Origin of the sequence: Nocardioides sp. W7 (genome assembly GCF_022919075.1) — a bacterium.
Classification (GTDB): Bacteria; Actinomycetota; Actinomycetes; order Propionibacteriales; family Nocardioidaceae; genus Nocardioides.
Genome location: NZ_CP095078.1, coordinates 3369989 through 3390332 on the forward strand (window position 1 = coordinate 3369989; position 20344 = coordinate 3390332).

At 71.5% G+C, this 20344-nt stretch carries 23 protein-coding genes and 1 riboswitch; of the genes, 10 read left to right on the forward strand and 13 right to left on the reverse strand.

Annotated elements, in window-relative coordinates:
* Nucleotide 1: 1 nt before the first annotated feature.
* Nucleotides 2-134, reverse strand: a riboswitch (cobalamin riboswitch).
* 370 nt (nt 135-504) lie between these two features.
* Nucleotides 505-1089 carry a carboxymuconolactone decarboxylase family protein gene (locus MUB56_RS15960; protein ID WP_244927997.1) on the forward strand — a complete coding sequence of 195 codons (585 nt, stop codon included), beginning with the start codon at nt 505-507 and terminating at the stop codon, nt 1087-1089.
* Nucleotides 1090-1091: 2 nt separating this feature from the next.
* The gene (locus MUB56_RS15965; RefSeq protein WP_244927998.1) at nt 1092-1973 is read left to right on the forward strand and encodes an RNA polymerase sigma-70 factor; all 882 of its coding nucleotides are present in this window, start codon (nt 1092-1094) and stop codon (nt 1971-1973) included.
* Between the two features lie 67 nt (nt 1974-2040).
* Here the strand turns inward: MUB56_RS15965 and MUB56_RS15970 are convergent, their stop codons facing one another.
* Nucleotides 2041-2652: a hypothetical protein gene (locus MUB56_RS15970; protein WP_244927999.1), complete on the reverse strand. Its 612-nt coding sequence runs from the start codon at nt 2650-2652 to the stop codon at nt 2041-2043.
* A 255-nt stretch (nt 2653-2907) separates the two neighbouring features.
* On the opposite strand from MUB56_RS15970, the gene MUB56_RS15975 reads away from it, so the two are divergent.
* Together MUB56_RS15975 and MUB56_RS15980 are read left to right on the forward strand one after the other, a co-directional pair.
* Nucleotides 2908-3486 (forward strand): GrpB family protein, encoded by a 579-nt coding sequence (locus MUB56_RS15975; protein WP_244928000.1) that lies wholly within the window; start codon nt 2908-2910, stop codon nt 3484-3486.
* Between the two features lie 104 nt (nt 3487-3590).
* The gene (locus MUB56_RS15980; RefSeq protein ID WP_244928001.1) at nt 3591-4022 is read left to right on the forward strand and encodes a hypothetical protein; all 432 of its coding nucleotides are present in this window, start codon (nt 3591-3593) and stop codon (nt 4020-4022) included.
* 380 nt (nt 4023-4402) lie between these two features.
* Here MUB56_RS15980 and MUB56_RS15985 read toward each other — a convergent pair whose 3' ends face one another.
* Complete coding sequence (locus MUB56_RS15985) at nt 4403-4984, reverse strand: CGNR zinc finger domain-containing protein (protein ID WP_244928002.1); 582 nt, start codon at nt 4982-4984, stop codon at nt 4403-4405.
* 79 nt (nt 4985-5063) lie between these two features.
* Between MUB56_RS15985 and MUB56_RS15990 the strand changes: the two genes are divergently transcribed.
* A complete protein-coding gene (locus MUB56_RS15990; RefSeq protein WP_244928003.1) occupies nt 5064-6497 on the forward strand; it encodes an aminotransferase class V-fold PLP-dependent enzyme in 1434 nt (477 codons plus the stop codon).
* Nucleotides 6498-6518: 21 nt separating this feature from the next.
* Nucleotides 6519-7031, forward strand: coding sequence for a DUF4188 domain-containing protein (locus MUB56_RS15995; RefSeq protein WP_244928004.1), 513 nt, complete (start codon nt 6519-6521; stop codon nt 7029-7031).
* 37 nt (nt 7032-7068) lie between these two features.
* On the opposite strand, the gene MUB56_RS16000 is transcribed toward MUB56_RS15995, so the two are convergent.
* Both MUB56_RS16000 and MUB56_RS16005 read right to left on the reverse strand, forming a co-directional pair.
* Nucleotides 7069-7968, reverse strand: coding sequence for a formylglycine-generating enzyme family protein (locus MUB56_RS16000; RefSeq protein WP_244928005.1), 900 nt, complete (start codon nt 7966-7968; stop codon nt 7069-7071).
* An 89-nt stretch (nt 7969-8057) separates the two neighbouring features.
* Nucleotides 8058-9047: an ABC transporter substrate-binding protein gene (locus tag MUB56_RS16005; protein ID WP_244928006.1), complete on the reverse strand. Its 990-nt coding sequence runs from the start codon at nt 9045-9047 to the stop codon at nt 8058-8060.
* A gap of 253 nt (nt 9048-9300) precedes the next feature.
* Between MUB56_RS16005 and MUB56_RS16010 the strand changes: the two genes are divergently transcribed.
* The 3 genes from MUB56_RS16010 (at nt 9301) to MUB56_RS16020 (ending at nt 12837) form a co-directional block, all read left to right on the forward strand.
* Nucleotides 9301-10710 (forward strand): aldehyde dehydrogenase family protein, encoded by a 1410-nt coding sequence (locus MUB56_RS16010; RefSeq protein ID WP_244928007.1) that lies wholly within the window; start codon nt 9301-9303, stop codon nt 10708-10710.
* A 15-nt stretch (nt 10711-10725) separates the two neighbouring features.
* On the forward strand, nt 10726-12285 hold the full coding sequence (locus MUB56_RS16015; protein ID WP_244928008.1) for a GMC family oxidoreductase N-terminal domain-containing protein: 1560 nt from the start codon (nt 10726-10728) through the stop codon (nt 12283-12285).
* 96 nt (nt 12286-12381) lie between these two features.
* Complete coding sequence (locus MUB56_RS16020) at nt 12382-12837, forward strand: hypothetical protein (RefSeq protein WP_244928009.1); 456 nt, start codon at nt 12382-12384, stop codon at nt 12835-12837.
* A gap of 155 nt (nt 12838-12992) precedes the next feature.
* Here the strand turns inward: MUB56_RS16020 and MUB56_RS16025 are convergent, their stop codons facing one another.
* The 8 genes from MUB56_RS16025 to MUB56_RS16060 all read right to left on the reverse strand — a co-directional run bounded on the left by MUB56_RS16025 (nt 12993) and on the right by MUB56_RS16060 (nt 19080).
* Nucleotides 12993-13520 (reverse strand): hypothetical protein, encoded by a 528-nt coding sequence (locus MUB56_RS16025; RefSeq protein WP_244928010.1) that lies wholly within the window; start codon nt 13518-13520, stop codon nt 12993-12995.
* Nucleotides 13521-13681: 161 nt separating this feature from the next.
* Nucleotides 13682-14017 carry a helix-turn-helix transcriptional regulator gene (locus MUB56_RS16030; protein WP_244928011.1) on the reverse strand — a complete coding sequence of 112 codons (336 nt, stop codon included), beginning with the start codon at nt 14015-14017 and terminating at the stop codon, nt 13682-13684.
* A gap of 58 nt (nt 14018-14075) precedes the next feature.
* On the reverse strand, nt 14076-14489 hold the full coding sequence (locus tag MUB56_RS16035; RefSeq protein WP_280637292.1) for a zinc-binding dehydrogenase: 414 nt from the start codon (nt 14487-14489) through the stop codon (nt 14076-14078).
* Complete coding sequence (locus MUB56_RS16040; protein ID WP_244928013.1) at nt 14431-15474, reverse strand: NAD(P)/FAD-dependent oxidoreductase; 1044 nt, start codon at nt 15472-15474, stop codon at nt 14431-14433. The genes MUB56_RS16035 and MUB56_RS16040 overlap by 59 nt, the downstream gene beginning before the upstream one ends.
* Nucleotides 15471-15992 carry an isoprenylcysteine carboxyl methyltransferase family protein gene (locus tag MUB56_RS16045; protein WP_244928014.1) on the reverse strand — a complete coding sequence of 174 codons (522 nt, stop codon included), beginning with the start codon at nt 15990-15992 and terminating at the stop codon, nt 15471-15473. Before MUB56_RS16045 ends, MUB56_RS16040 begins: the two co-directional genes overlap by 4 nt.
* Nucleotides 15989-17065 carry a 3-oxoacyl-[acyl-carrier-protein] synthase III C-terminal domain-containing protein gene (locus MUB56_RS16050; RefSeq protein WP_244928015.1) on the reverse strand — a complete coding sequence of 359 codons (1077 nt, stop codon included), beginning with the start codon at nt 17063-17065 and terminating at the stop codon, nt 15989-15991. Before MUB56_RS16050 ends, MUB56_RS16045 begins: the two co-directional genes overlap by 4 nt.
* Before the next feature lie 12 nt (nt 17066-17077).
* Nucleotides 17078-18250 (reverse strand): geranylgeranyl reductase family protein, encoded by a 1173-nt coding sequence (locus MUB56_RS16055; protein WP_244928016.1) that lies wholly within the window; start codon nt 18248-18250, stop codon nt 17078-17080.
* Nucleotides 18247-19080, reverse strand: a complete 834-nt coding sequence (locus tag MUB56_RS16060) for a UbiA family prenyltransferase (RefSeq protein ID WP_244928017.1) — start codon at nt 19078-19080, stop codon at nt 18247-18249. Before MUB56_RS16060 ends, MUB56_RS16055 begins: the two co-directional genes overlap by 4 nt.
* Before the next feature lie 130 nt (nt 19081-19210).
* On the opposite strand from MUB56_RS16060, the gene idi reads away from it, so the two are divergent.
* Nucleotides 19211-19771 carry an isopentenyl-diphosphate Delta-isomerase gene (gene idi / locus MUB56_RS16065; protein WP_244928018.1) on the forward strand — a complete coding sequence of 187 codons (561 nt, stop codon included), beginning with the start codon at nt 19211-19213 and terminating at the stop codon, nt 19769-19771.
* Between the two features lie 3 nt (nt 19772-19774).
* Here the strand turns inward: idi and MUB56_RS16070 are convergent, their stop codons facing one another.
* A complete protein-coding gene (locus MUB56_RS16070; RefSeq protein WP_244928019.1) occupies nt 19775-20128 on the reverse strand; it encodes an STAS domain-containing protein in 354 nt (117 codons plus the stop codon).
* Nucleotides 20129-20344: the final 216 nt, after the last annotated feature.

The following is a 20344-nucleotide window of genomic DNA, read 5'->3' on the forward strand; positions in this document are numbered from 1 at the left end:
TAGCGGTCGGATCACCCTCGGCTCAGTGTCTGGCTCGAGCCCTCACGGGCTGGTCACAGTGGCGGAACCGCCCCGGAATCGCACCGGGTTCCTGCGGCGAAGGCGTGTGCCGCACCCTACGGGAGGACCATGCCTGTGCTCGCGACGGCGAGCAGCACGACCGGATATCGCTCAGCTGCTCCAGCCGGTCGAGCACCGCGAGCTCCCGCGAGCGCGAACCGGCCTCTGGGTTCGGCCAGCGTCGTGGGCACCGGGCCGGCGCAGCCGTTGAAACCGCATGAGCGGCTCTTCGCAGCTGAGGGCGTAGCGGGCGTCGGCGTGGCGGTCCCGCGATAGACGTCGTGGTTTCCCGAGGACGGGAGTTCCTACGTTCACCATCGGACGTTCTGCCGCCTCGTCGAGTCTGACGACGACTCGGATCGCTGCGAGCGCGCCTCGCGCCGTTGTCACAGATCGGCGCTCGCCGGCGTCTTGATGTCGTACCGACCACCACAGGAGGACGACATGACCGGAGCGACCCGCATCCCCGCCGCCGAGATCACCGGCTTCAAGGGCTCGCTGATCAAGCGCTTCGCCAGGAAGACGCTGGGCCAGGTGCCGAGCTCGATCGGCGTCTACTGGCACAACCAGAAGGTGCTCATGGACCTGGCCGCCGTCGGGGGCAAGGTCAAGAAGTGGGACGCCTGCGACGAGCAGCTCAAGTCGTTCGCGCACATGGCGGTCGCCTCGAAGGTCGGCTGCACCTGGTGCCTGGACTTCAACTACTTCGAGGCCCACAACCAGAACCTCGACATGACCAAGGCCCGGGAGATCCCTCGCTGGCGTGACTCCGACGCCTTCACGTCGCTGGAGCGGGAGGTGCTCGCCTACGCCGATGCCATGACGGAGACGGAGCCGACCGTGACCGACGAGATCGTCGCCTCGCTCCGCGCACGGCTCGGCGACTCCGCGGTGGTCGAGCTCACCGCGGTGATCGCGTTCGCGAACTTCACGACCCGCGCGAATGTCGCGCTCGGCATCGAGTCCGACGGCTTCGCCGCGGCGTGCGGTCTCCAGCCGCTCGCCCCGCGCACCGCCGTAGGGTCGTGAGCGTGTCCCAGGACCCGTTCGTCACCCATCGTGGGCTGCTCTTCACCGTCGCCTACGAGATGCTCGGCTCGGCCGTGGACGCCGAGGACGTCGTCCAGGAGTCCTGGATCCGCTGGGACGCCATCGGCTCGACCGCCCGGTCCGAGGTCATCGACCCGCGTGCGTTCCTGGTCCGGATGGTCACCCGCAAGGCGCTGGACCGGCTGCGGGTGAACGCCCGGCGGCGCGAGGAGTACGTCGGCGAGTGGCTGCCCGAACCGCTGCTGACGGCACCGGACGTCGCAGACGACGTCGAGCTGGCGGAGAGCGTGTCGTTCGCGATGCTCACGGTCCTCGAGACCCTGACGCCGACCGAGCGAGCCGTCTTCGTCCTGCGCGAGGTGTTCGACCTGCCGTACGGCGAGATCGCGGAGGCGGTCGACAAGTCCGCGGCCGCCGTACGTCAGATCGCCCATCGGGCCCGCGAGCACGTCGCGGCCCGGCGCCCCCGGAGGGAGGTGAGCCGCAACGAGCAGCAGGAGGTCGTCGAGCGGTTCCTCGCCGCGGTGACCGGCGGTGACCTGCAGGGCTTGCTGGATGCTCTCGCCCCGGACGTGGTTCTCGTGGCGGACGGCGGAGGCGTCGCCCAGGCGATCACCCAACCCGTCACGGGGGCGAAGAAGGTGGCGAACCTGTTGCGCACGTTCCCGAAGTTCGGAGCCGGTGCGACGGTCCTGCCGACCCTGCTCAACGGAGCGCCCGGCGCCATGATCGTCGGGCTGGAGGACGGCCACGACACGGCGATCACGTTCGTCGTCGAGGACCGACGGATCACCCGGATCTACGCCGTCCGCAATCCCATGAAGCTCACCGGGATCGACGTGGAGGCGACGCTCAGCCGTTAGGCGGCGAAGTACGCACCTTGTCGGGTGCACGACTTGCGGCAGACGAGTGCGTTTCGGTGCTCGTCTATCAGGACCAGGTCTGGACTGGCTCGACCTCCAGACCGCCCTCGGGGCTGCGCCTGAACACTCCTTGCAGTCCCTGCTGGACTTCGGGCACTTCGGAGCCCGACACCTCGTCGTCGGTGACGGCGTGCACGAACGGGACAGCCTCGAACACTGCGGATGCCACGGTCGCGAACCAATGTTCGATCGGTTCGCGCCATCCTCTCGTGTCGCCGTCCCCGTCGAACGGATAGCCACCGACGCGCTCGTCAAGGTTGGCGAGCGCGCCGAGGGGTAGGCACAGGTCGAGCCAATCGGCGTCCTCCAGGGCAACACCGGAGTCATCCGTCTCCGCTCGACCCACCATCACTACGCAGAGTGATGACCCCAGTCCGGGGATGGTCGCGACAGCGTTCAGAGGACCGGCCAGCAACGCTTGCGCCGAGACTTCGGGCGCTTCGTCGGGGTGCCGCCGGAGAGGCTTCGGGAGTGAAGCCGCATGCCAGAGCGCGGCCAACGCCACATCGAGCCGGGCGTCGTCGGCCGCGCCGAGTTTGATCGAGAACTCGTAGTAGCCGCCGGACCAGTTGTCCTCGTGTGTCGGGTCGGTGGGGCTCTGCCGCGGGCCTCGTGTCACGTCTCGGTCTCCTTCAGGGGTGGTCAGGGTCGTCCGAGTAGGAGACGAGCACCTGTCCGGACGCCAGGGTCACCAGATCCGGCCGCTGGAACGTGGCGGAGAAGGTGTAGGCAGTGCCGTCCGTCATCGGCAAGACCGCGCACCATCGGCGGCAGATCCGGGCGAGCGTAGCCGCGAAGGGCGCGGCATGGTCGGATGAAGATCCGCGAAGTGGGGCGTTCACTGACTGGGTGCCGGCTTGGCTACCCTCGGCGAATGGACGATCGACCGGTGACCCACACCCGGCGACGCGCTGATGTGACCGGTGCCCTGTTGGTTGGTGGCGTGGAGAAGCGCGAACTCTTCCTCGCCGAGTACGACCCGGTGTGGGCGGACTTGTACTCCACGCACGAGGCACGCGTGCGGAGCGCGATCGGCAACATCGCCGAAGCGGTCGAGCACATCGGATCGACCTCGGTTCCCGGGCTTGCGGCCAAGCCAATCATCGACGTCCTGGTGACGGTGCCTGACATCACCGCCGAGGAGGACTACCTCCATCCCTTGCTCGCCTCGGGGTACGTCCTGCGCGTTCGCGAGCCTGGCCATCGACTGGTGCGCACCGAGCAGCGCGACGTGCACATCCACATCCTCGAACCGGACGACCCGGCGGCCGACGACTACCTGCTGCTGCGGGACCACCTTCGTACCGTTCCGGAGGATCGTCACCTCTACGAGGCCACCAAACGCGACCTCATGACGCGGGAGTGGTCAGACATGAACGCCTACGCGGAGGCGAAGACCAGCGTTATCGAGGAGATCAAGGAACGCGCACGTTCCTCTCGGACCGCCAGCTGATCGGAGCGGCATGCCCGACTCTCGGCAGCACCGCGAGACTCGGCGGCAGATCCGTGCGCGTCGGCACGCCCGCTCCGTGCCGAGCCGATGGCTAGGCTTCGGCAATGGCCGACGTACCTCGCGAGCCGACACCAGATGCGGACGGTCCCGTGGAGCCTCAGGTCTGGTTTCAGTATCGGATGGGATCCTCGATCAGCAAGGCGTGGCTGGATCCTGCTCTGACCTCAGCCCACTTGAAGGCGTTCGACGACGCTTGGGACGTCCTGGTGGTGAGGGAGGAGTGGCGCACATGGGTCCGCGAACACCTCATTCCGCCGTCGCCGTTCCTCGTCCTCCTGATCAGGCCCGGAATCGACGCCAGGCGGCTGCGGAAGACTAAGACCGGTGTATCCATGAACCTGCCTGCCACCGAGGTTCACGAGGCAGACCGCTCCGGCAACCTGATCTCGCTCTACCTCGACGTCATACACGCCATCTACTCGAAGTGGGCTCAGGTGAGCGCTTGCCCGCCACCTCCTCTCCTCTCGACCTCGTAGAGACTGGTCCGGCGGCGTCAGTGGTTCTGGAGCACAGAAGCGGACCAGGCGTCTGCGCGCCGAGCGCGGACCGCCTCACGCACCGGCCCAACGGCTGGGAAAGCGCATCCGTTCGTCGGCAGATACGGTCGGTTGGGGTGATCGTCAGGTCATTCCGCCACCGCGCGGACTGATGGGGGAGTGGGCGACCAGATCCGGATGCGCGCGGCCGCCGACGTGGGCGTGAGGTGGCCACTTGGTGGCCATTCACAGACGCGTCTCGTCGTGACTAGTCGGGCATCCGCGCGTCCGGCTCGGCGGCGCTATCACTACGTCATCGCTGCGAGACTGGTATGCGCCAGCCCCTGTGCCGCGACACGCCCAGGTCGGGTCGGGTCAGGTCAGAGAGTTGTCCGTTGGTCGGCGCGACGCCGCGCACGGTAGGCGCGCGTCTTGAGCTTGTTGCCGCAGCCGAACTCGCAGTAGTGCCGGGAGCGGTTCTTCGACTGGTCGTAGTACGCCCACTCGCACTCGTCGAAGGCGCAGATCTTGAGCCGCCACCAGAGCCCGCCCGCGCGTGCCTCGTGGGCGGCCAACCCGATCCGGGCCAGGGCGCCCGCGACGCCGTCCTCGGCCGGAGTGGCGACCACTCCGCCACCGTCCCACTGCAAGCGGATGCGGAGCGCGCCGAGCGCGTCGTCGAGCATCGCGAGCGGCGCCTGCTCGGCCGCGTGGTTGAGCCCGAGTGCGTCGTGCAGGCCTTGTCGCAGCCGCACGGACGCCTGGCGCTCGGCCTCGTCGGCGTCCGGGCCGTCGGTGAGCAGCTGGTGGCCGACCAGGAAGCTCGTCAAGCCGGCGGTGGTGGCGAGCTCGTCAGTTCCGAGCTCATGGTCGAGGGTGTTGACGAAATCGCGAATCAGCGCGGCCGTGAGGGGGATCCGGTCCTGCGAGATGCCGTCGGCCTGTGTCAGCTCGTGCGTCACGACACCAGTGTACGGGGATTGCTGGTTGCACCCCTCAGAACACCAGCGTAGATTGTTGACCGGTGTCGAGGAGGTTGGCATGGGCCACCACTACGGATACGTGAGCGAGCGGCTGATCAGCGGCGGGCTACTCCCGCAGCGGCGCCGCGAACGCCGCCCGGACGCCACCGCGGCCGTGCCGGCGATCGAAGGCCTCGACGTGGAGGCAATGCGCTCGCACTTCGACTTCCCGGCGACCGGGCGGATCGTCACCAACAATGCGGCCACGACGCAGACCCCGCGGGAGCTGGTCGACCTCTACCGACGGCTTACTCCCTGGTACGAAGGCGTTCACCGTGGGCAGTCCACGGCGTCGCAGCGCATGACCGAGCGGTTCGAGGAGTCCTACGACACGATCGCGACCTGGATCAACGCGCCGAGCCGACGCACGATCGCCACCTATCGGAACACCACCGAGGCGATCAACGCCGTGATGTACTCGCTGCTCACGGAGTTCCGCGACGGCGACAACGTGGTCACCACGCTGGTGGAGCACAACTCCAACTTCGTGCCCTGGTACGCCCTCGCCCGCGAGGTGCTGCCGCGGTTCGGCCGGTCGGTGGAGTGCCGGGTGGCCCGCTTCGACCACGACACCGGCCAGCTCGACGTGGACCACCTGGCCGGGCTGGTCGACTCCCGGACGAAGCTCGTGTGCGTGAGCGGCGCCTCCAACTTCCTGGGCAGCAAACCGCCGCTGGGCCGGATCCGGGCGATCGCCCACGCCGGTGGCTACCTCCAACCGACGGGCGAGCGTGGCTCGCTGCTGCTGGTCGACGCCGCTCAACTGGCGCCGACGACGCTCATCGACGTACAGGAGCTGGGCGTCGACTACCTCGCCTTCTCCTTCCACAAGATGTTGGCGCCCTTCGGCGTGGGCGTCCTCTACGCCCGCGGACCGTTGCTCGAACGGTCGTTGCCCTTCCTGTACGGCGGCGACATGGTCGCCGAGGGGAAGGTGGGACCGGACCGGGTGGAGTACGGCGAGCTGCCGTGGAAGTTCGCCGCCGGCACCCCGAACGTGCTGGGCGTGATCGCGTCCGCGCAGGCGCTACGCCTCCTCGCCGACCTGGCACTCGCCGAAGACCCGCCTCGGTTCGAGAGCCGGTCACCACTTTGTCGCGCTGACGTGGTGGCGGCCATGAACCGGGTCAACAGCCACGTCGCCGGCCTCACCGACCGGGCGCTCGCCCGCACAGGCGGTATCCCGGGGCTGCACACCTACGGCCCACCGGCGGGCGTGGTCCGGTCCCCGTTGCTGGCCTTCACCGTCAGGGGAACCGACCCTCGCGACCTGGCCGCGGCCCTCGACGAGCAGGGGGTCGAGGCCCGCGCCGGCTGCCACTGCGCCAGCCTCGCCCACCGCGACCTCGGCCTCGACGTCGGCACGTGCCGCCTGAGCTTCGCTGCGTACACCAACAACCACGACGTCGACCGTGCCGTGGACGCACTCGCGGCCATCGTCCGGCGAGGTTAGAGCCCTAGGAGGGATGAGGTCATGGCAGAGGTCAAGAAGGGCCGCTTCACGGCGGACGCCGGCTCACTCGGGGACGAGGTGATCGTCTTCCTCATCGGGATGCGGATCAACAAGCCCTGGAAGGTCCGCCTCTGGTGGCCGGTCTTCGTCGCGATGCCGAAGATGCTGAGCTACCTGGCCCAGCACCCCGACAAGGGCCTGCTCGGGTATGAGCAGGCCTTCCTCCCGTCGCCCATCGTCGTCCAGTACTGGCGCTCCTTCGACGACCTGGCCCGCTTCGCGCGGGACCGCTCGGACCCCCACCTCGAGCCCTGGCGGCAGTTCAACAAGCGCGTCGGAGCCTCCGGCGACGTCGGGATCTGGCACGAGACCTATCGCGTCCGGACCGCGAACATCGAGGCCATCTACGGCAACATGCCGCCGTACGGGCTGGCCGCGGCCAGCACCGTGGTGCCACTCGGCCGGGGACGCGACTCGGCTGCTGCACGGATCGGCGCCACCGACACCGACGACCCGGCGCTCCCGGCGTACTGACTGACGAAAGCTCCATCCGAAGCGCTGACGGTGGGCCTCAGGCGTCCCGGACGCACCGGAAGCCGACATGGCCGGTGGTGCTGCGCAGCGGCTGTCCCTGACGGGCGGCGGGACGGTAGCGATGGCAGTACGACGGGGCGCACAGGTGCGACCCGCCCTTCATCGTCATCCGGGTCGACTCCTCCTGACCGCGGCTCGGTGCGCAGCACGAGCTGGTGGCCGCGGCGGGCGCGCTGGGCTGATGCGAGGTGCGCCACGGGCTGGCGGTCCACTCCCACACGTTGCCGGCGACGTCGAAGAGCCCGTAGCCGTTGGGCGGGAACGACTCGACGGGCTCGGTCAGCCCGTTGCGGTGCGGCAGGTCGTTGCGCCAGGGGAACGGCCCGTGCCAGGTGTTGGCCATCACCCGCCCGCGTGGCGTGAACTCCTCGCCCCACGGATAGGTTGCGCCGGCGAGCCCGCCGCGGGCCGCCCACTCCCACTCCGGCTCGGTCGGAAGGCGCTTGCCCGCCCAGGCGGCGTACGCCGCGGCGTCCTCCCACCCCACGTGCACCACCGGGTGCCGTTCGCGCCCGTGCAGGGTCGAGTCGGGACCCTCGGGGCGGCGCCACTGGGCGCCCGGCTGCCAGCGCCACCACCGCTGCCAGGCGTCGAGGGGGACCGGTCCGGCGGTGGGGGTGAAGACCAGTGAACCGGGCACCAGGTCGGCCGGGTCGGCGCCCTCGAACTCGCTGCCCTCGGGTGGCCGCTCGGCGACCGTGACGTGCCCGGTCTCCTTGACGAAGCGCCGGAACTCGGCGTTCGTGACCTGGTGACGATCCACCAGCAGATCGCCGACGGCCACCTCGTGGACGGGCTGCTCCTCGGGGTAGAAGTCGTTGCTCCCCATCAGGAGCGTGCCGCCGGGGACCTGCAGTTGGGGTGCTGTCTGGGCCACGACAGCAGCCTAGGCCGATCGAGACCGAGAACGACCGCCTCCACGACCTGGTGCGCGGGCAGGCCGCACACCAGGTCGACGTTGGCAGATCAGTCCTTCGGGAGCAGGTCCTCGGGGGCGGGTACGTCGGCGTCCTCGAAGAGGCCGTACTTCTCCATCCGGTCGATTGCGGCCTTCACCGAGTCCTCGCCGATCTCCTCCTCCAGGAAGGTCGGGAAGCGGACGGCGCGGAGCAGCTCCGGGGATGCCTCGGGGAGGATGGTCTGCGCCAGCGCCGCCTTCTCCTCGGTGCTCATGGCGTTGAACGCCTTGTTCCCCGCGAGGACGGCGCGCTCGAACTTCTCGACCAGCTCGGGGTTGGTGTTGGCGAAGTCCTGGGTGGAGACGAACTCGAAGGCGAGGTCGCCGCCGGCGCTCACGAACCCCGCGAGGTGCTTGACCTCCTTGTCGCCGGCGAGCGCGGTGCCGGAGGGCTCGGAGGTGGTGGTGACGTCGACCTGACCGGACTTGAGGTTGGTGATCCCGGTGGCGCCGGTCTCGATCCACTCGATCTTGGAGGAGTCGCCGCCGGCCTCGTCCACGGCTGTGCGGATGTCGAGCCAGATCTGGCTGTTCATCGCGGGCACGCCGAACTTGTGGCCCGGGATGTCCTCGACGGAGGTGATGTCGGAGCCAGGTGCGACCCACAGGTTGCCGGTGCCCCAGCCATCGTCGAAGAGAGGCGTCCCGTAGTTCGACGGAGCGACCATCGCGAAGTCCGTGCCCTGGGAGGCAGCGGTGATCGGGGTGGTCATGTCCATGATCGAGAACTGCAGCTGACCGCCGATCAGCTGCGGAGCGGCCTCGGCGGGGGTGGCGACCGTCTTGAACTCGACCTGGAGACCCTCCTTCTCGAACGCCTCCTTGGCGGCGTCGGTGTACAGCGACAGCGAGTTCAGGCTCGGGAAGGTGCCGATCATGACGGTTCCGTCGAATTCCCCGTCGCCGCCGTCCGAGCCGCCGCAGGCGCTCAGGGCGACGAGGGCGATGGTGCTGATCCCGGCAGCGACAGCCTTCGCGAACGTGTGATCGTTGGTCATGGGTCTCCTTGGTGGGCCGGGCTCGAAGCGAGCTCGGGGCGGACCGCCCGGCGCCGACGACTGCGGTTGAGCAGCCGGCCGTGGGTGGTGTGACCCATGTCATCGCGCCGAGCGGGGTTGGTCACCGCGAATTCCGCTGGGCGATCGCAAGAAGGTGGCGGACCTCACGCCGTGGCTAGCGTCGCCGGGACGAGGACGCCCTCGGGCTCGGATCCGGGCCGGCACCGGAGCGTCCATGAGCGTGAGGAATGAGATGAAGATGCGTGCACTGGTCGCGGGGGAGCTCTTGGCGGCCGCACCCGGGACGGGCCTTCCTGTCGAGGACCCCTCGACCGGTCTCGTGATCGGCGAGGTGCCCGACCTGGGGATCGACGTTCTCGATCACGCCGTCGCCGCTGCCGCGCGGGCGCAGCCCGGGTGGGCCGCCGACCACGCGTCCCGCCGCAGCGTGCTCCGCCGGGTCGCCGACGTACTCGAGTCCCACGCCGAGGAGCTGGGCGCGCTGGTCTGCGCGGAGACCGGCAAGTCTGCGCTCGGCGGCCGGATGGAGGCGGTCAAGGCCGCCGAGCACCTGCGCTGGATGGCCGACGTCGACCTGCCCCACGAGCAGCTGGTCGACGACGACACCCGGACGGTGCTCCTCGAGCATCGGCCGATCGGCGTGGTCGCCGCGATCCTGCCCTGGAACGCGCCGCTCATCATGGCCGCGCACAAGGCCGGGGCCGCCTTGCGCACGGGCAACACCCTGGTCCTCAAGCCCAGTCCCCACACGCCCCTGGCCACCCTGCGCCTGGCCGAGCTGGTCGCCGACATCGTCCCCGCCGGAGTCCTCAACGTGGTCACCGGCCGCGACCACCTGGGGCCGGCGATGACCGGCCACCCCCAGGTCGGGATGGTCGCGTTCACCGGCAGTGTCCGGACCGGCCGCGCGATCATGGTCAACGCCGCCGCCTCGTTGAAGCGGCTCACGCTCGAGCTCGGTGGCAACGACGCCGCCATCGTGCTCGCCGACGCGGACCCGAGCGTGGTCGGCGCACAGCTCTTCCGCTCGGCCTTCATGAACTCCGGGCAGGTGTGCCAGGCGATCAAGCGGCTCTACGTCGCCCGCGAGGTGTACGACGCCGTGGTCGCCGAGCTCGTGAAGGCAGCCGAGGCTGCCCGGCTGGGCGGGCCCACCGAGGACGGAGCCACCTTCGGACCCCTGACCACTGCGGAGCAGCTCGCGGTCGTCGCCGAGCTGGTCGAGGACGCACGAGCGCGCGGTGGGCAGATCCGCACCGGGGGAGCGCCGGCCGACCGGGCCGGCCACTTCTACCCACCGACCGTGGTCACCGGTCTGGAGGACACCGCTCGACTCGTCGCAGAGGAACAGTTCGGCCCCGCGCTCCCGGTGCTGGTGTTCGACGACGTCGCCGAGGCCGTCGAGCGGGCCAACTCCACCGAGTTCGGCCTCAGTGCCTCGGTGTGGACCTCGGATCCGGTCCACGGGGCCGAGGTCGCCGAGCAGCTGGTCGCCGGGTCCGTCTGGGTCAACCGACATGCCGGCGTCGAGCCGCACATCCCGTTCGGCGGGATGCGTCAGAGCGGGATCGGGAGGGAGAGCGGACTGACCGGCCTGCTCGCCTACACCGAGACCCGCACCATCGAGATCCCCCGCAGCTGAGCAAGGAGTCCCCAGATGGACCGCAACACCGACCAGACCGACTCGTCCTGGGACTTCATCGTCGTCGGCGCGGGCGCGGCGGGCTCAGTGCTCGCCAACCGACTCAGCGAGGACCCCGCCTGCCGGGTGCTCCTGCTGGAGGCGGGCCGCAACTACCCCGGATCCGAGGTCCCCGAGTTCTTCCGCGGCCGGGTGCTGGAGACCGGCCTGGACCTGACCCCGGGCCGGCTGCGGCTCCCCGAGTACTACTGGCCCGGGGTCACCGCCCGCCGCCGCCCCGACCGGGAGCCGTTGCCCTACATCCGCGGGAAGGGCGTCGGCGGCAGCTCGACGGTCAACGGCATGGTCGCCGTCTGGCCCGAGGCCGCCGACCTGGACGCCTGGGCGAAGGAGTACGGCGCCACCGGATGGGGCTGGGACGACTTCGCACCGATGCTGCGCCGCATGGAGACCGACCTGGACTACGGCCACACCGAGCACCACGGTGACGCCGGTCCGATCCACATCAGCCGGGAGCCGGTCGAGGGCTGGGGCGACGTCGATCGTGCACTGCACGCCTCCGCCTCGGCCGCAGGATTCCGCGAGGACGACGACTACAACGAGCCCGGCAGCACCGGGATCTCGCGCTACCCCAGCAACACCAGCGCCGAGGGGCTGAGGGTCTCCACCAACCACGGCTACCTCGACCCGGCCCGCGGAAGGGCGAACCTGACCATCCTGGGCGAGTCCCACGTGGTCTCGGTGGTCCTCGACCGAGGCCGCGTCACCGGCGTACGCCTGCTGGACGGGACCCTGCACACCGTGGCCGTCGACGGCGAGGTGGTGCTCGCCGCCGGCGCCGTGCACTCCCCGGCGATCCTGCTGCGCAGCGGTGTCGGGCCGGCGGCGGAGCTCTCCCGCCTCGGGGTCGGCCCCGTCGCCGACCTGCCGGTGGGCGAGGGACTCCAGGACCACGCGATCACCTTCGTGAACTTCGTGCCCCAGCCGGACCGGCACGTACCCGCGGAGCTCCGGCCGACCAACGTCACCGTGCGGTACTCCTCGGAGCTGCCCGGCACCGGCCCGAACGACATGGTGATCGTCGGGACGAACCACAACTACTGGTTCGGCAACTCCCACGCCGGGTTGGCCATCCAGCTCAACGAGTCCTGGACCCGCGGATCGCTGCGGCTGCCGTCGGCCGACCCCGCGGTCGACCCGGTGGTCGAGCACAACCTGCTGGCCGACCCGACCGACCTCAGGCGGATGGTCGAGGGCGTGGAACGAGCCCTCGACCTGATGTCGCGCCCCGAGTTCCGCACCGTGATTGTCGGCGAGCCCCGCGCACCGCGCGGCACGGTCGAGGTCCAGCAGCAGGTGCGCGACGTCGTGCACGCCTGCTCCACCGCTCGGATGGGTTCCGCCGACGACCCGGCCGCCGTGGTCGACCCCCGCTGCCGGGTCCTCGGCATCGAGGGGCTGCGGGTCGTCGACGCCTCGATCATGCCCAAGGTCGTCAGCGCCAACCTGCACCTGGCGGTGATCGCCCTGGCCGAGCGGGCCAGCGACCTCATTCGCGAGGACCACGCCGGCTGAGGGGTGAGTCACACTCACCCGCCGCATCGACCGGGAGTGAACTGGGCGAGTGCTGGGCACGATCAGGAAGAGCATCCACTAACTGCCAGGAGAACCATGACCCTCAAGCACGCCTCCACCCTGCTCGCCGCCGCCGCGTTGACGGGCGGACTCCTGACCGCGGCGCCTTCCGCAGTCGCCAGCACCGGTGCCGGCGAGTCGGTCCAGGCCGCCGTCGCGACGCCCGCCGTGGCCGCGCGGGCGCAGCAGCCCCGCAAGATCAAGATCAACGGAAAGCAGAAGGGCCAGCGCTTCTACCTCGTGGGCCGGATCAAGCCGGCCAAGAGGTTCAGCCTCGTGGTCCAGCGGAAGGTGTGCACCAGCAACACCGACTGCAAGAAGAAGTACACGAAGTGGAAGGGCTTCAAGACCACGCGGAAGGGCACCTTCCGCGTGTCGATCGCCGGACCGACGGGCCGCGCGAAGCGCGTCTACTACCGCGTCTACGCGCCGGCCGGGAAGCGCTACGCCCCCGCGATGTCCGACAAGTCGATCTACGTCTACAAGTTCTGATCACCACGCACTGAACACACCGCACCCCCTGCGCAGGTCGACCCGCGCAGGGGGTGCGGTCTGTCACCAGCCGGTCGGCATCGCCGCTGCGCTTGTAGCGTGCAACGCATGGACGAGACTCGGGAACGCAGCTTCACCAGACGTGAGTTCATGCTCTACGAGGAGATCATGGCCGGCGCGCCGACCCAGGAGGCGATGGAGTCTCTGGATGCGCTCTCCGCCGGAGGCGAGACCGACAGTCTGGACGAGAAGCTGACCTGGGCGGAGTGGCTGCGCGTCAAGAGCTCGCAGGCAGGCCGGCGGGGTTCGTCGACTTGATCCGAGTGGCGCCCGGGGACCCCGGCGGTACGCCGCGGGGCGGTGGCGAGGGCGACCAGGACGGCAGCGCCGGCGAGCGAGGTCGTGACCACGAAGCCGACCCAGGAGCCGGACAGCAGCGCCTCCCGAACCACGTCGGGAGTCAGCGGTGGGGCCGCCGCGGCCAGCCGGGCGTCCGTGCGGGTCGCGGCGAGTGAGGCCACGACGGCGACACCGATCGTGCCCCCGACCGCCTGGAACGTGCTGAGCAGCGCGGACGCCACCCCGGTGTCCGCCTCGGGGACCTCGGTCATCGACAGGGCGGCCGTGGCCACGAAGGTGACGCCGACTCCGGCGCCGAGACCGACGAGGCACGGCAGTAGCACGGCGGCGTAGAGGCGCTGTCGGTGTCCAGCAGGAGCAGACCTCCCGAGCCGAGGAACGCGGCGGTCGTGCCGCCCAGCACCAGAGGTCGCGTCTCTCGTCATCCAGGGTCGGAGGGGCGCCTGTCGCCGACCTGTCAGCGAGTGAACCGCAGGGCAGGACCCTAGGGCCGGCTCCTGGTCTGCGTCTTGCTCGCGCCAGCGACCACCGACGGCAGGAAGCCCGGGTAGACCCGTTCCAGGTCGTCGGTGCGGAGCAGGTTCATCCGCGACGTCCCGACGTAGTACTGGTGCAGGACACCGGCCTGGCGCAACGCGGTGAAGTGGTGGGTCGCGGTCGACGCCTTGATGGGCAGCTCGATCGCACCGCAGGTCAAGGCTCCGTCGGCCTCCGCGAGCTGGCGGACGATGCTGAGCCGGATGGGGTCGGCGACGGCAGCGAGAACACGGGTGAAGTCGTAGCTGTCGATGCCGGGTTCGTCGGTGACCTCACGTGCCATGGATATGTCCCATTCCGTTGCGCTCAGGCTCGTGTCGGATTGCGGCCTCGAGACGTACTCAGCTGACCTTGACGACGATCTTCCCGAACGCGCCGCGGGCGAGCCGGTCGTAGGCGGCGTGCGCGTCGTCGAAGGCGTACACGCTGTCGATGACGGGCTCGATGTGGTGCTCGTCGAGGAAGGCGACCAGGTCGTGGAAGGACCGGCGATGGCCCACGGCGATGCCCTGGATACGTGTCTGGTGCCAGATCACGTCCATCAGGTCCAGGTTCGCGCTCTGGCCGTCGAGGAACCCGATGACGGCGACCGTGCCGCTGCCCCGGGTGGCGCGGATGGAGTCACGCAGGCCCTCGCCGCCGACGACGTCGAGCACTATGTCCACACCGCGGCCGTCGGTCAGGTCCGACGCGCGCTCACCCCACCGGGCGGGCCAGGGCGTTGACGGCTCCCTCGAAGACCATCGGCAGGGCACGGGCGGCCGGGACGACGGCGCGGCGGGCCGGCCCGAAGCGGGTGCCGGCCACCAGCGCCCCGGTCAGCCAGCGGTAGCGCCGGGTCAGGCGGACCCACTCGCGCTCGTAGCGCTGAGGGTTCCCGACCCGGATGGCGGCCACGGCCGCCTCGCCCTGGGCGAAGGCCAGCGCCAGGCCCTCACCGGTGAGCGCGTCGAGGTAGCCCGCGGCGTCACCGACGAGGAGCACCCGGCCCGCGACCCGGCGTCGGGCGCCCTGGCGCAGCGGCCCGGCGCCCCGGACCTCGGTGACGGGCTCGGCCCCGAGCAGTCGGCCACGCAGCTCCGGGAGTGCGGCGAAGCGCGACTCGTAGTCGGCCTTCGTCGAGGCCAGGACGGCCACGCCCACCAGACCGGGACCGACGGGCGTCACGTACGCCTCGGCGGCCGGGCCCCAGTGCACCTCGACGTACGACGACCACGGCGGCACCGCGAAGTGGCGACGCAACCCGAACCGGACGTGACGCGGGTGCGGGCGGTCCAGGCCGAGTCGGCGGCGGGTGGGGGAGTGCAGGCCGTCGGCGGCGACCAGGAAGCGGGCCTCGACCTCCTGGACCCGCACCCGGTCCGGGTCCTGGGTCGGCGCCGCGCGCAGCGCGCGCTGCTCGAGGCGGACGCCCGCGTCGCGCGCGGCCCGGGTGAGCGCCTCGTGCAGCGTGGTCCGCCGGATCCCCCGGCCGGTGCCGGACCGGAAGTCCGCGGTCGCGGAGCGGGTGCCGCCGACGTACCGGATGCCCTGGAGGGGGTGCCCGACGGGGTCGACGCCCAGGGCGCGCAGGGCGTCGAGCGCCCCCGGCATCAGTCCCTCGCCGCAGGCCTTGTCGATCGCCCCGGGCCGGGGGTCCCACACCTCGACCTCCCAGCCGGCACGGGCGGCGTGCAGCGCCGTCACGAGCCCCGCCGGTCCGCCGCCGGCGACGAGGAGGTCGATCGAGCGTCCGCTCACGGCGCCGCCGCCTGCAGCGCCCTGTTCTCCACCCTGATCCGGGTGGCGAGCACGGCGGCGTTGGCCACGGTGAACACCACGGCGGTGACCCAGGCGTCGTGAACCAGGGGGAGGGCGACGCCCTCGACGGCCACCGCCACGTAGTTCGGGTGCGGCAGGAACCGATAGGGCCCGGCGCGCACCAGGTCCATCCCCGGTACGACGATGACGCGGGTGTTCCACTGCCGCCCGAGCACCGCGATGCACCACCAGCGCACCGCCTGGGCCAGGACGACCAGGGCCAGCATCGACCAGCCCAGCACCGGCACGAACGCGCGGTCCGCCACCTGCACCTCCACCACGCAGCCGACCAGCAGCCCGGTGTGCACGAGCACCATCACCGGGTAGTGCCCGCGTCCGGACTCGACGCCCCCGTGCGCGAACGCCCACGCCGCGTGGCGCTGGGAGACCACCAGCTCGGCGACGCGCTCCAGGCCGACCGCCACGACGAGCAGCGTGTAGAGGGCCTCGCTGCTCATCCGGGCATCCGCAGCAGGAGCAGCTCGGAGCAGAAGCCCGGACCCATCGCGAGCATCAGGCCGTACGACCCCGGCCGCGGGGGACGGTCGCGCAGGGTGTCGGCCAGCACGTGCAGGACCGAGGCGGAGGAGAGGTTGCCGATGCGCCGCAGCGACTCCCAGGTGACCTCCAGGGCGGCCCGGTCGACGCCCAGCGAGTCCTGCAGAGCCTCCAGCACCTTGGGTCCGCCCGGGTGCGCGACGTACCACCCGACGTCCTCGCGGGTCAGGCCGTGGTCGGCGAGGAACCGGGCGACGTCCGGCCCGACGTAGCGGCGTACGACGTCGGGGACCGCGCCGTCGAGCACGATCTTCAGGCCGCTGGAGCCGACGTCCCACCCCATGGTGCGTTCCGAGTCGGGGTAGAGCCGGCTGCGGCTCGCCAGCACCTCCGGCTGGGGGAGGGTGGTCGAGGCCAGCTCCGCGGCCCGGTCCCGGCCGGCGGCGACGACGGCCGCGGCACCGTCCCCGAAGAGCCCGCTGGCGACCAGGTTCGGCACGGAGGCGTCGTCGCGCTGCAGGGTCAGCGAGCACAGCTCCACGCTCATCAGGACGGCGACGGCGTCGGGGTGCCCGAGCAGGTAGTCGTGCAGCCGGGCGATCCCGGCCGCGCCGGCCACGCAGCCGAGTCCGACGATCGGCACCCGGACGACGTCCTCGCGCATCCCGATCAGGGCGGCCACCCGGGCGTCCAGCGACGGCACCGCAAGCCCGGTGACGGTGGCCGAGACGATGAGGTCGACGTCGGTCGGGGCGAGGTCGACGGCCGTGAGCGCGTCGAGCACCGCGCGGGCCCCGAGCTCGACGCCGTGGGCGATGAACTCGTCATTGGCCGGACCGAAGCCGTCGAGGTGCTGGTAGGCCTCCAGGGGCAGGACGGTGTGCCGGGTGTCCACGCAGGCGTTGCGGTGGAACCGTTCCACGACCGAGGCGTTCACCTGCCCGCGCAGCATCGTCTCGACGAAGGACGCGGTGATCTCCGCCTGCGAGTGGCGGTGCTCGGGCAGCGCGCCGCGGACGCTCAGAATGCGCATGGTCGACTCATCTCATGTGGCTGACGGGGGAGTGGGTGGCGGACGGAGACGGGGCACGAGCGCGCCGACGAGGCCGCGCACGATCGCGGGCGTGATCCGGCCCCGGGCCAGGCCGAGCTCGACCAGGTCGTCGAAGACCCGCTGGTCGCGGGCCGAGGCGCGCAGCCCCGCGTCCAGGACCGCGGACCGCGAGCACAGGGCCGCGGCGACCGACGTGTGCCGCAGGTGCGGCATCAGCGTGGCCCGCGCCGCGGCGGCGTACGACGCCCCGGCCGAGGCCGGGTCACCGGCGGCGAGAGCGCGGGCGGCCGCCCGCCCGGCCGCCGCGCCCGTGGCGACGGCGTAGTAGATGCCCTCGCCGGTGAGCGGATTGACCAGGCCGGCGGCGTCGCCGGCCAGCAGCACCGGACCGCCGGCGGATCGCCAGCGCGGCGCGGACAACGGCAGCCGGTGCCCGCGCCAGTCGGCGGCACCCGCACTCGCGCCCGGCAGGTGCTGCTCCAGGCCGGCCAGGAGGTCGCGACGCGTCGGCGCGGCGCGCCCGGGCGTCAGGACCTCGCCGTAACCGACGTTGGCCCGCCCGTCGCCGAGGTCGAAGGACCAGGCGTACGACGGCTGGGCCACCGAGCCGAACACGATGACCTGGGCGCCCCGCCACTCGGGACGGACCGGCGCATAGCCCCGGATGGCCAGCGCCCACCGGTCGTGGGAGCGACCCAGCGCCCGGCGCACGACCGACTGGGCGCCGTCGCACCCGATGACGACCCGGGCCCGGAGCTCGCCGTCGATGACCACCTCGCCGCGCGCGTCCGCCTGCAGGGCACGGACGCGGTGCCGTCGTACGACGGCGCCGGCATCGCGCGCCGCGTCGACGAGGCGGGCGTCGAGCACGCGACGCGGCACGACGTACGACGCGCGCGCCATCCGGCGCTCGACCCCGTGCCCGTCCCGGCTGATGCGCAGCCGGTCGACGGGCTCGCGGTCGTCGAGGAGACCGACCACGCCGAGCTCGGACAGCACGTCGAGGACCTGCGGCGCGACGCCGTCGCCGCAGGCCTTGTCCCGCGGGAAGTCCGCCCGGTCCAGGAGCAGGACCGTCAGGCCGGGACCGGCCTGACACACCGCCAGCGCGGCCGTCGCCCCTGCGGGACCACCGCCCACCACGACCACGTCCCACGGACTCATGTCGCGGCCACGAGGAGGACGACGTCGAGCAGCGCGATGCCCATCGCGGCCCGGAACGGCCAGCGACCGTCGCCGAGCAGCGAGACGGCGGCCAGGACGAGCACCCCGCCCAGTAGGCCGAACGCCACCGGCCCGACGGCGCCGTCGGGTCCGAGTGCGGCCAGGACGGACGCGGCGACGAGCAGCGCCGCCGCCGCGACGCGTGAGCGCCGCGGCCCCATCCGGTGCGGCAGTCCGCGGACCCCGGTGCGCTCGTCGTCGGTCAGGTCCGGGAGGGCGTTGACCAGGTGGGCGCCGACGCCCAGGGTCGCGCCGGCGGCGACCGCCCACCACGCGGGCCGCTCCGGGTCGCCCCCGGCGAGCGAGGCGACGGCCGGCAGCAGGCCGAAGGCTGCGGCGTACGGCACCCAGGACCAGGCGGTCGACTTCAGGCCCAGGTTGTAGGCGTGCGCCCAGGCGAGACACACCAGGTGGGCGATGGCCGCGCGCCAGCCCAGGAGCGCCGTCAGGACCAGGCACGCGACGGCCGCCGCGAGCAGCGCCGCCAACGTCACGTCGACGCGCAGCTCACCGGTGGCCAGCGGCTTGTCGAGGCGTCCGGAGACCCGGTCGCGCTCGCGGTCGACGAGGTCGTTGCCCCACCCCACGGTCAGCTGACCCGCGAGGACGGCTAGGAACACGAGCGCGACGGTGGTGGTCGGCTGGCCCGAGGCGACGGCCAGCAGCCCGGCGACGACCGCGACGGCCAGTGCCGGCCCCGGGTGCGCGGCCCGCACCAGGGCGAGGGCCGTGCCCGTCGCCCGCGTGGGCCGGTTCTCTCGCTCGTGCACCGTCCACCCTCCATGCTCGGCTCCCCGTCCAGTGCCCCCTCACCCCGGCTTGCACCGCATCCCGGCCGCGTTCGGGTACCTGGTCGGCATCCCGCCGTCCGCAGCGGGTCGGTGAGAGGTGGCCACGACGATGGAGACCGAGGACCTGGTCGTCCTGCTGGACGAGGACGGGACGCCGTGCGGCACCGCCGCGCGAGCCGAGGTGCACACCCACGACACCCCGTTGCACCTCGCGTTCTCCTGTCACCTGTTCGGGCCGGACGGGCGGGTGCTGATGACCCGCCGCGCCCTCACGAAGCGCACCTGGCCCGGCGTGTGGACGAACTCGTTCTGCGGGCACCCTCGTCCCGGCGAGCCCCTCGAGGACGCCGTACGCCGGTACGCCCGGCACGAGCTGGGTCTGGAGGGGCAGGAGCTCCAGGCGCTGCTACCCGACTTCCGCTACCGGGCGGTCGATGCCGGCGGCGTGGTCGAGAACGAGCTGTGCCCGGTGTACGCGGCCACGGCGGTCGGCGACCCGAGCCCCAACCCGACCGAGGTCGCCGAGCACGCCTGGGCGACACCGAAGGACATCTGGAGCGCGGTGCAGAGTGCGCCCTGGGCGCTCAGCCCGTGGTTCGTCGACCAGGTCCACGCCCTTCGCGCCGGCTCGCCCACGGGAGCCGATCCGTTCGGGACGGGGCCGTCGTAGGCCTCAGGGGCGGTCGTCGAGCATGTCGTCCAGCCGGGTGACGAACAGCAGCCGCCGGCCGTGACGGCTGTGGCACTTGACCTGGAGCCGGCCTCCGGCCGCCGAGATCCGCCGCCGCGCCACGACCAGCGCACCGAGCGTGCTGGCGTCGAGGAAGCTCAGCCGATCGAGATCGACCACGACGTGGGACCGGCCCGTCCCCGTCGCCTGGGCGAGGGCCTGGCGCAGGATCGGCACCGTCAGGGGGTCGGCCACTCCCGTCGGCGTCACGACCACGGTGTGGGCGTCCGGGGCGGACACGTCGACCCGGAGCGCATCGGACCCGGCCACGGGATGAGGTCGAGAGCTCGACGACATGGTCGGCACCGTAGGTTTCCCGGAAGTGCTGCGCGGTGGCTCCGCGTGACTCCCACATCGTGCTTCGCCGGGAATGCCGCCGCTGACTGCGGAGGCGAAGAAGACTCGGTACCCGCGAAGGTACGTCGCCCCTGAGCCGCGGACAACGTGGGCACGAGCACGGCGGCCGGCGAACCGCGCGGTGTCGGCCACCACCCCCCGGCTCGTGGGAAGGGG

What these genes read in the sequence shown, in the direction of transcription:
- idi (WP_244928018.1), top strand. Translation starts at nt 19,211, where the DNA reads ATGGAGACCGAGGACCTGGTCGTCCTGCTGGACGAGGACGGGACGCCG.
- MUB56_RS15960 (WP_244927997.1), top strand. Translation starts at nt 505, where the DNA reads ATGACCGGAGCGACCCGCATCCCCGCCGCCGAGATCACCGGCTTCAAG.
- MUB56_RS16030 (WP_244928011.1), bottom strand. Translation starts at nt 14,017, where the DNA reads ATGGCACGTGAGGTCACCGACGAACCCGGCATCGACAGCTACGACTTC.
- MUB56_RS16020 (WP_244928009.1), top strand. Translation starts at nt 12,382, where the DNA reads ATGACCCTCAAGCACGCCTCCACCCTGCTCGCCGCCGCCGCGTTGACG.
- MUB56_RS16055 (WP_244928016.1), bottom strand. Translation starts at nt 18,250, where the DNA reads ATGAGTCCGTGGGACGTGGTCGTGGTGGGCGGTGGTCCCGCAGGGGCG.
- MUB56_RS16070 (WP_244928019.1), bottom strand. Translation starts at nt 20,128, where the DNA reads ATGTCGTCGAGCTCTCGACCTCATCCCGTGGCCGGGTCCGATGCGCTC.
- MUB56_RS16010 (WP_244928007.1), top strand. Translation starts at nt 9,301, where the DNA reads ATGAAGATGCGTGCACTGGTCGCGGGGGAGCTCTTGGCGGCCGCACCC.
- MUB56_RS16015 (WP_244928008.1), top strand. Translation starts at nt 10,726, where the DNA reads ATGGACCGCAACACCGACCAGACCGACTCGTCCTGGGACTTCATCGTC.
- MUB56_RS15980 (WP_244928001.1), top strand. Translation starts at nt 3,591, where the DNA reads ATGGCCGACGTACCTCGCGAGCCGACACCAGATGCGGACGGTCCCGTG.
- MUB56_RS15995 (WP_244928004.1), top strand. Translation starts at nt 6,519, where the DNA reads ATGGCAGAGGTCAAGAAGGGCCGCTTCACGGCGGACGCCGGCTCACTC.
- MUB56_RS16045 (WP_244928014.1), bottom strand. Translation starts at nt 15,992, where the DNA reads ATGAGCAGCGAGGCCCTCTACACGCTGCTCGTCGTGGCGGTCGGCCTG.
- MUB56_RS15975 (WP_244928000.1), top strand. Translation starts at nt 2,908, where the DNA reads ATGGACGATCGACCGGTGACCCACACCCGGCGACGCGCTGATGTGACC.
- MUB56_RS15990 (WP_244928003.1), top strand. Translation starts at nt 5,064, where the DNA reads ATGGGCCACCACTACGGATACGTGAGCGAGCGGCTGATCAGCGGCGGG.
- MUB56_RS16005 (WP_244928006.1), bottom strand. Translation starts at nt 9,047, where the DNA reads ATGACCAACGATCACACGTTCGCGAAGGCTGTCGCTGCCGGGATCAGC.
- MUB56_RS16050 (WP_244928015.1), bottom strand. Translation starts at nt 17,065, where the DNA reads ATGCGCATTCTGAGCGTCCGCGGCGCGCTGCCCGAGCACCGCCACTCG.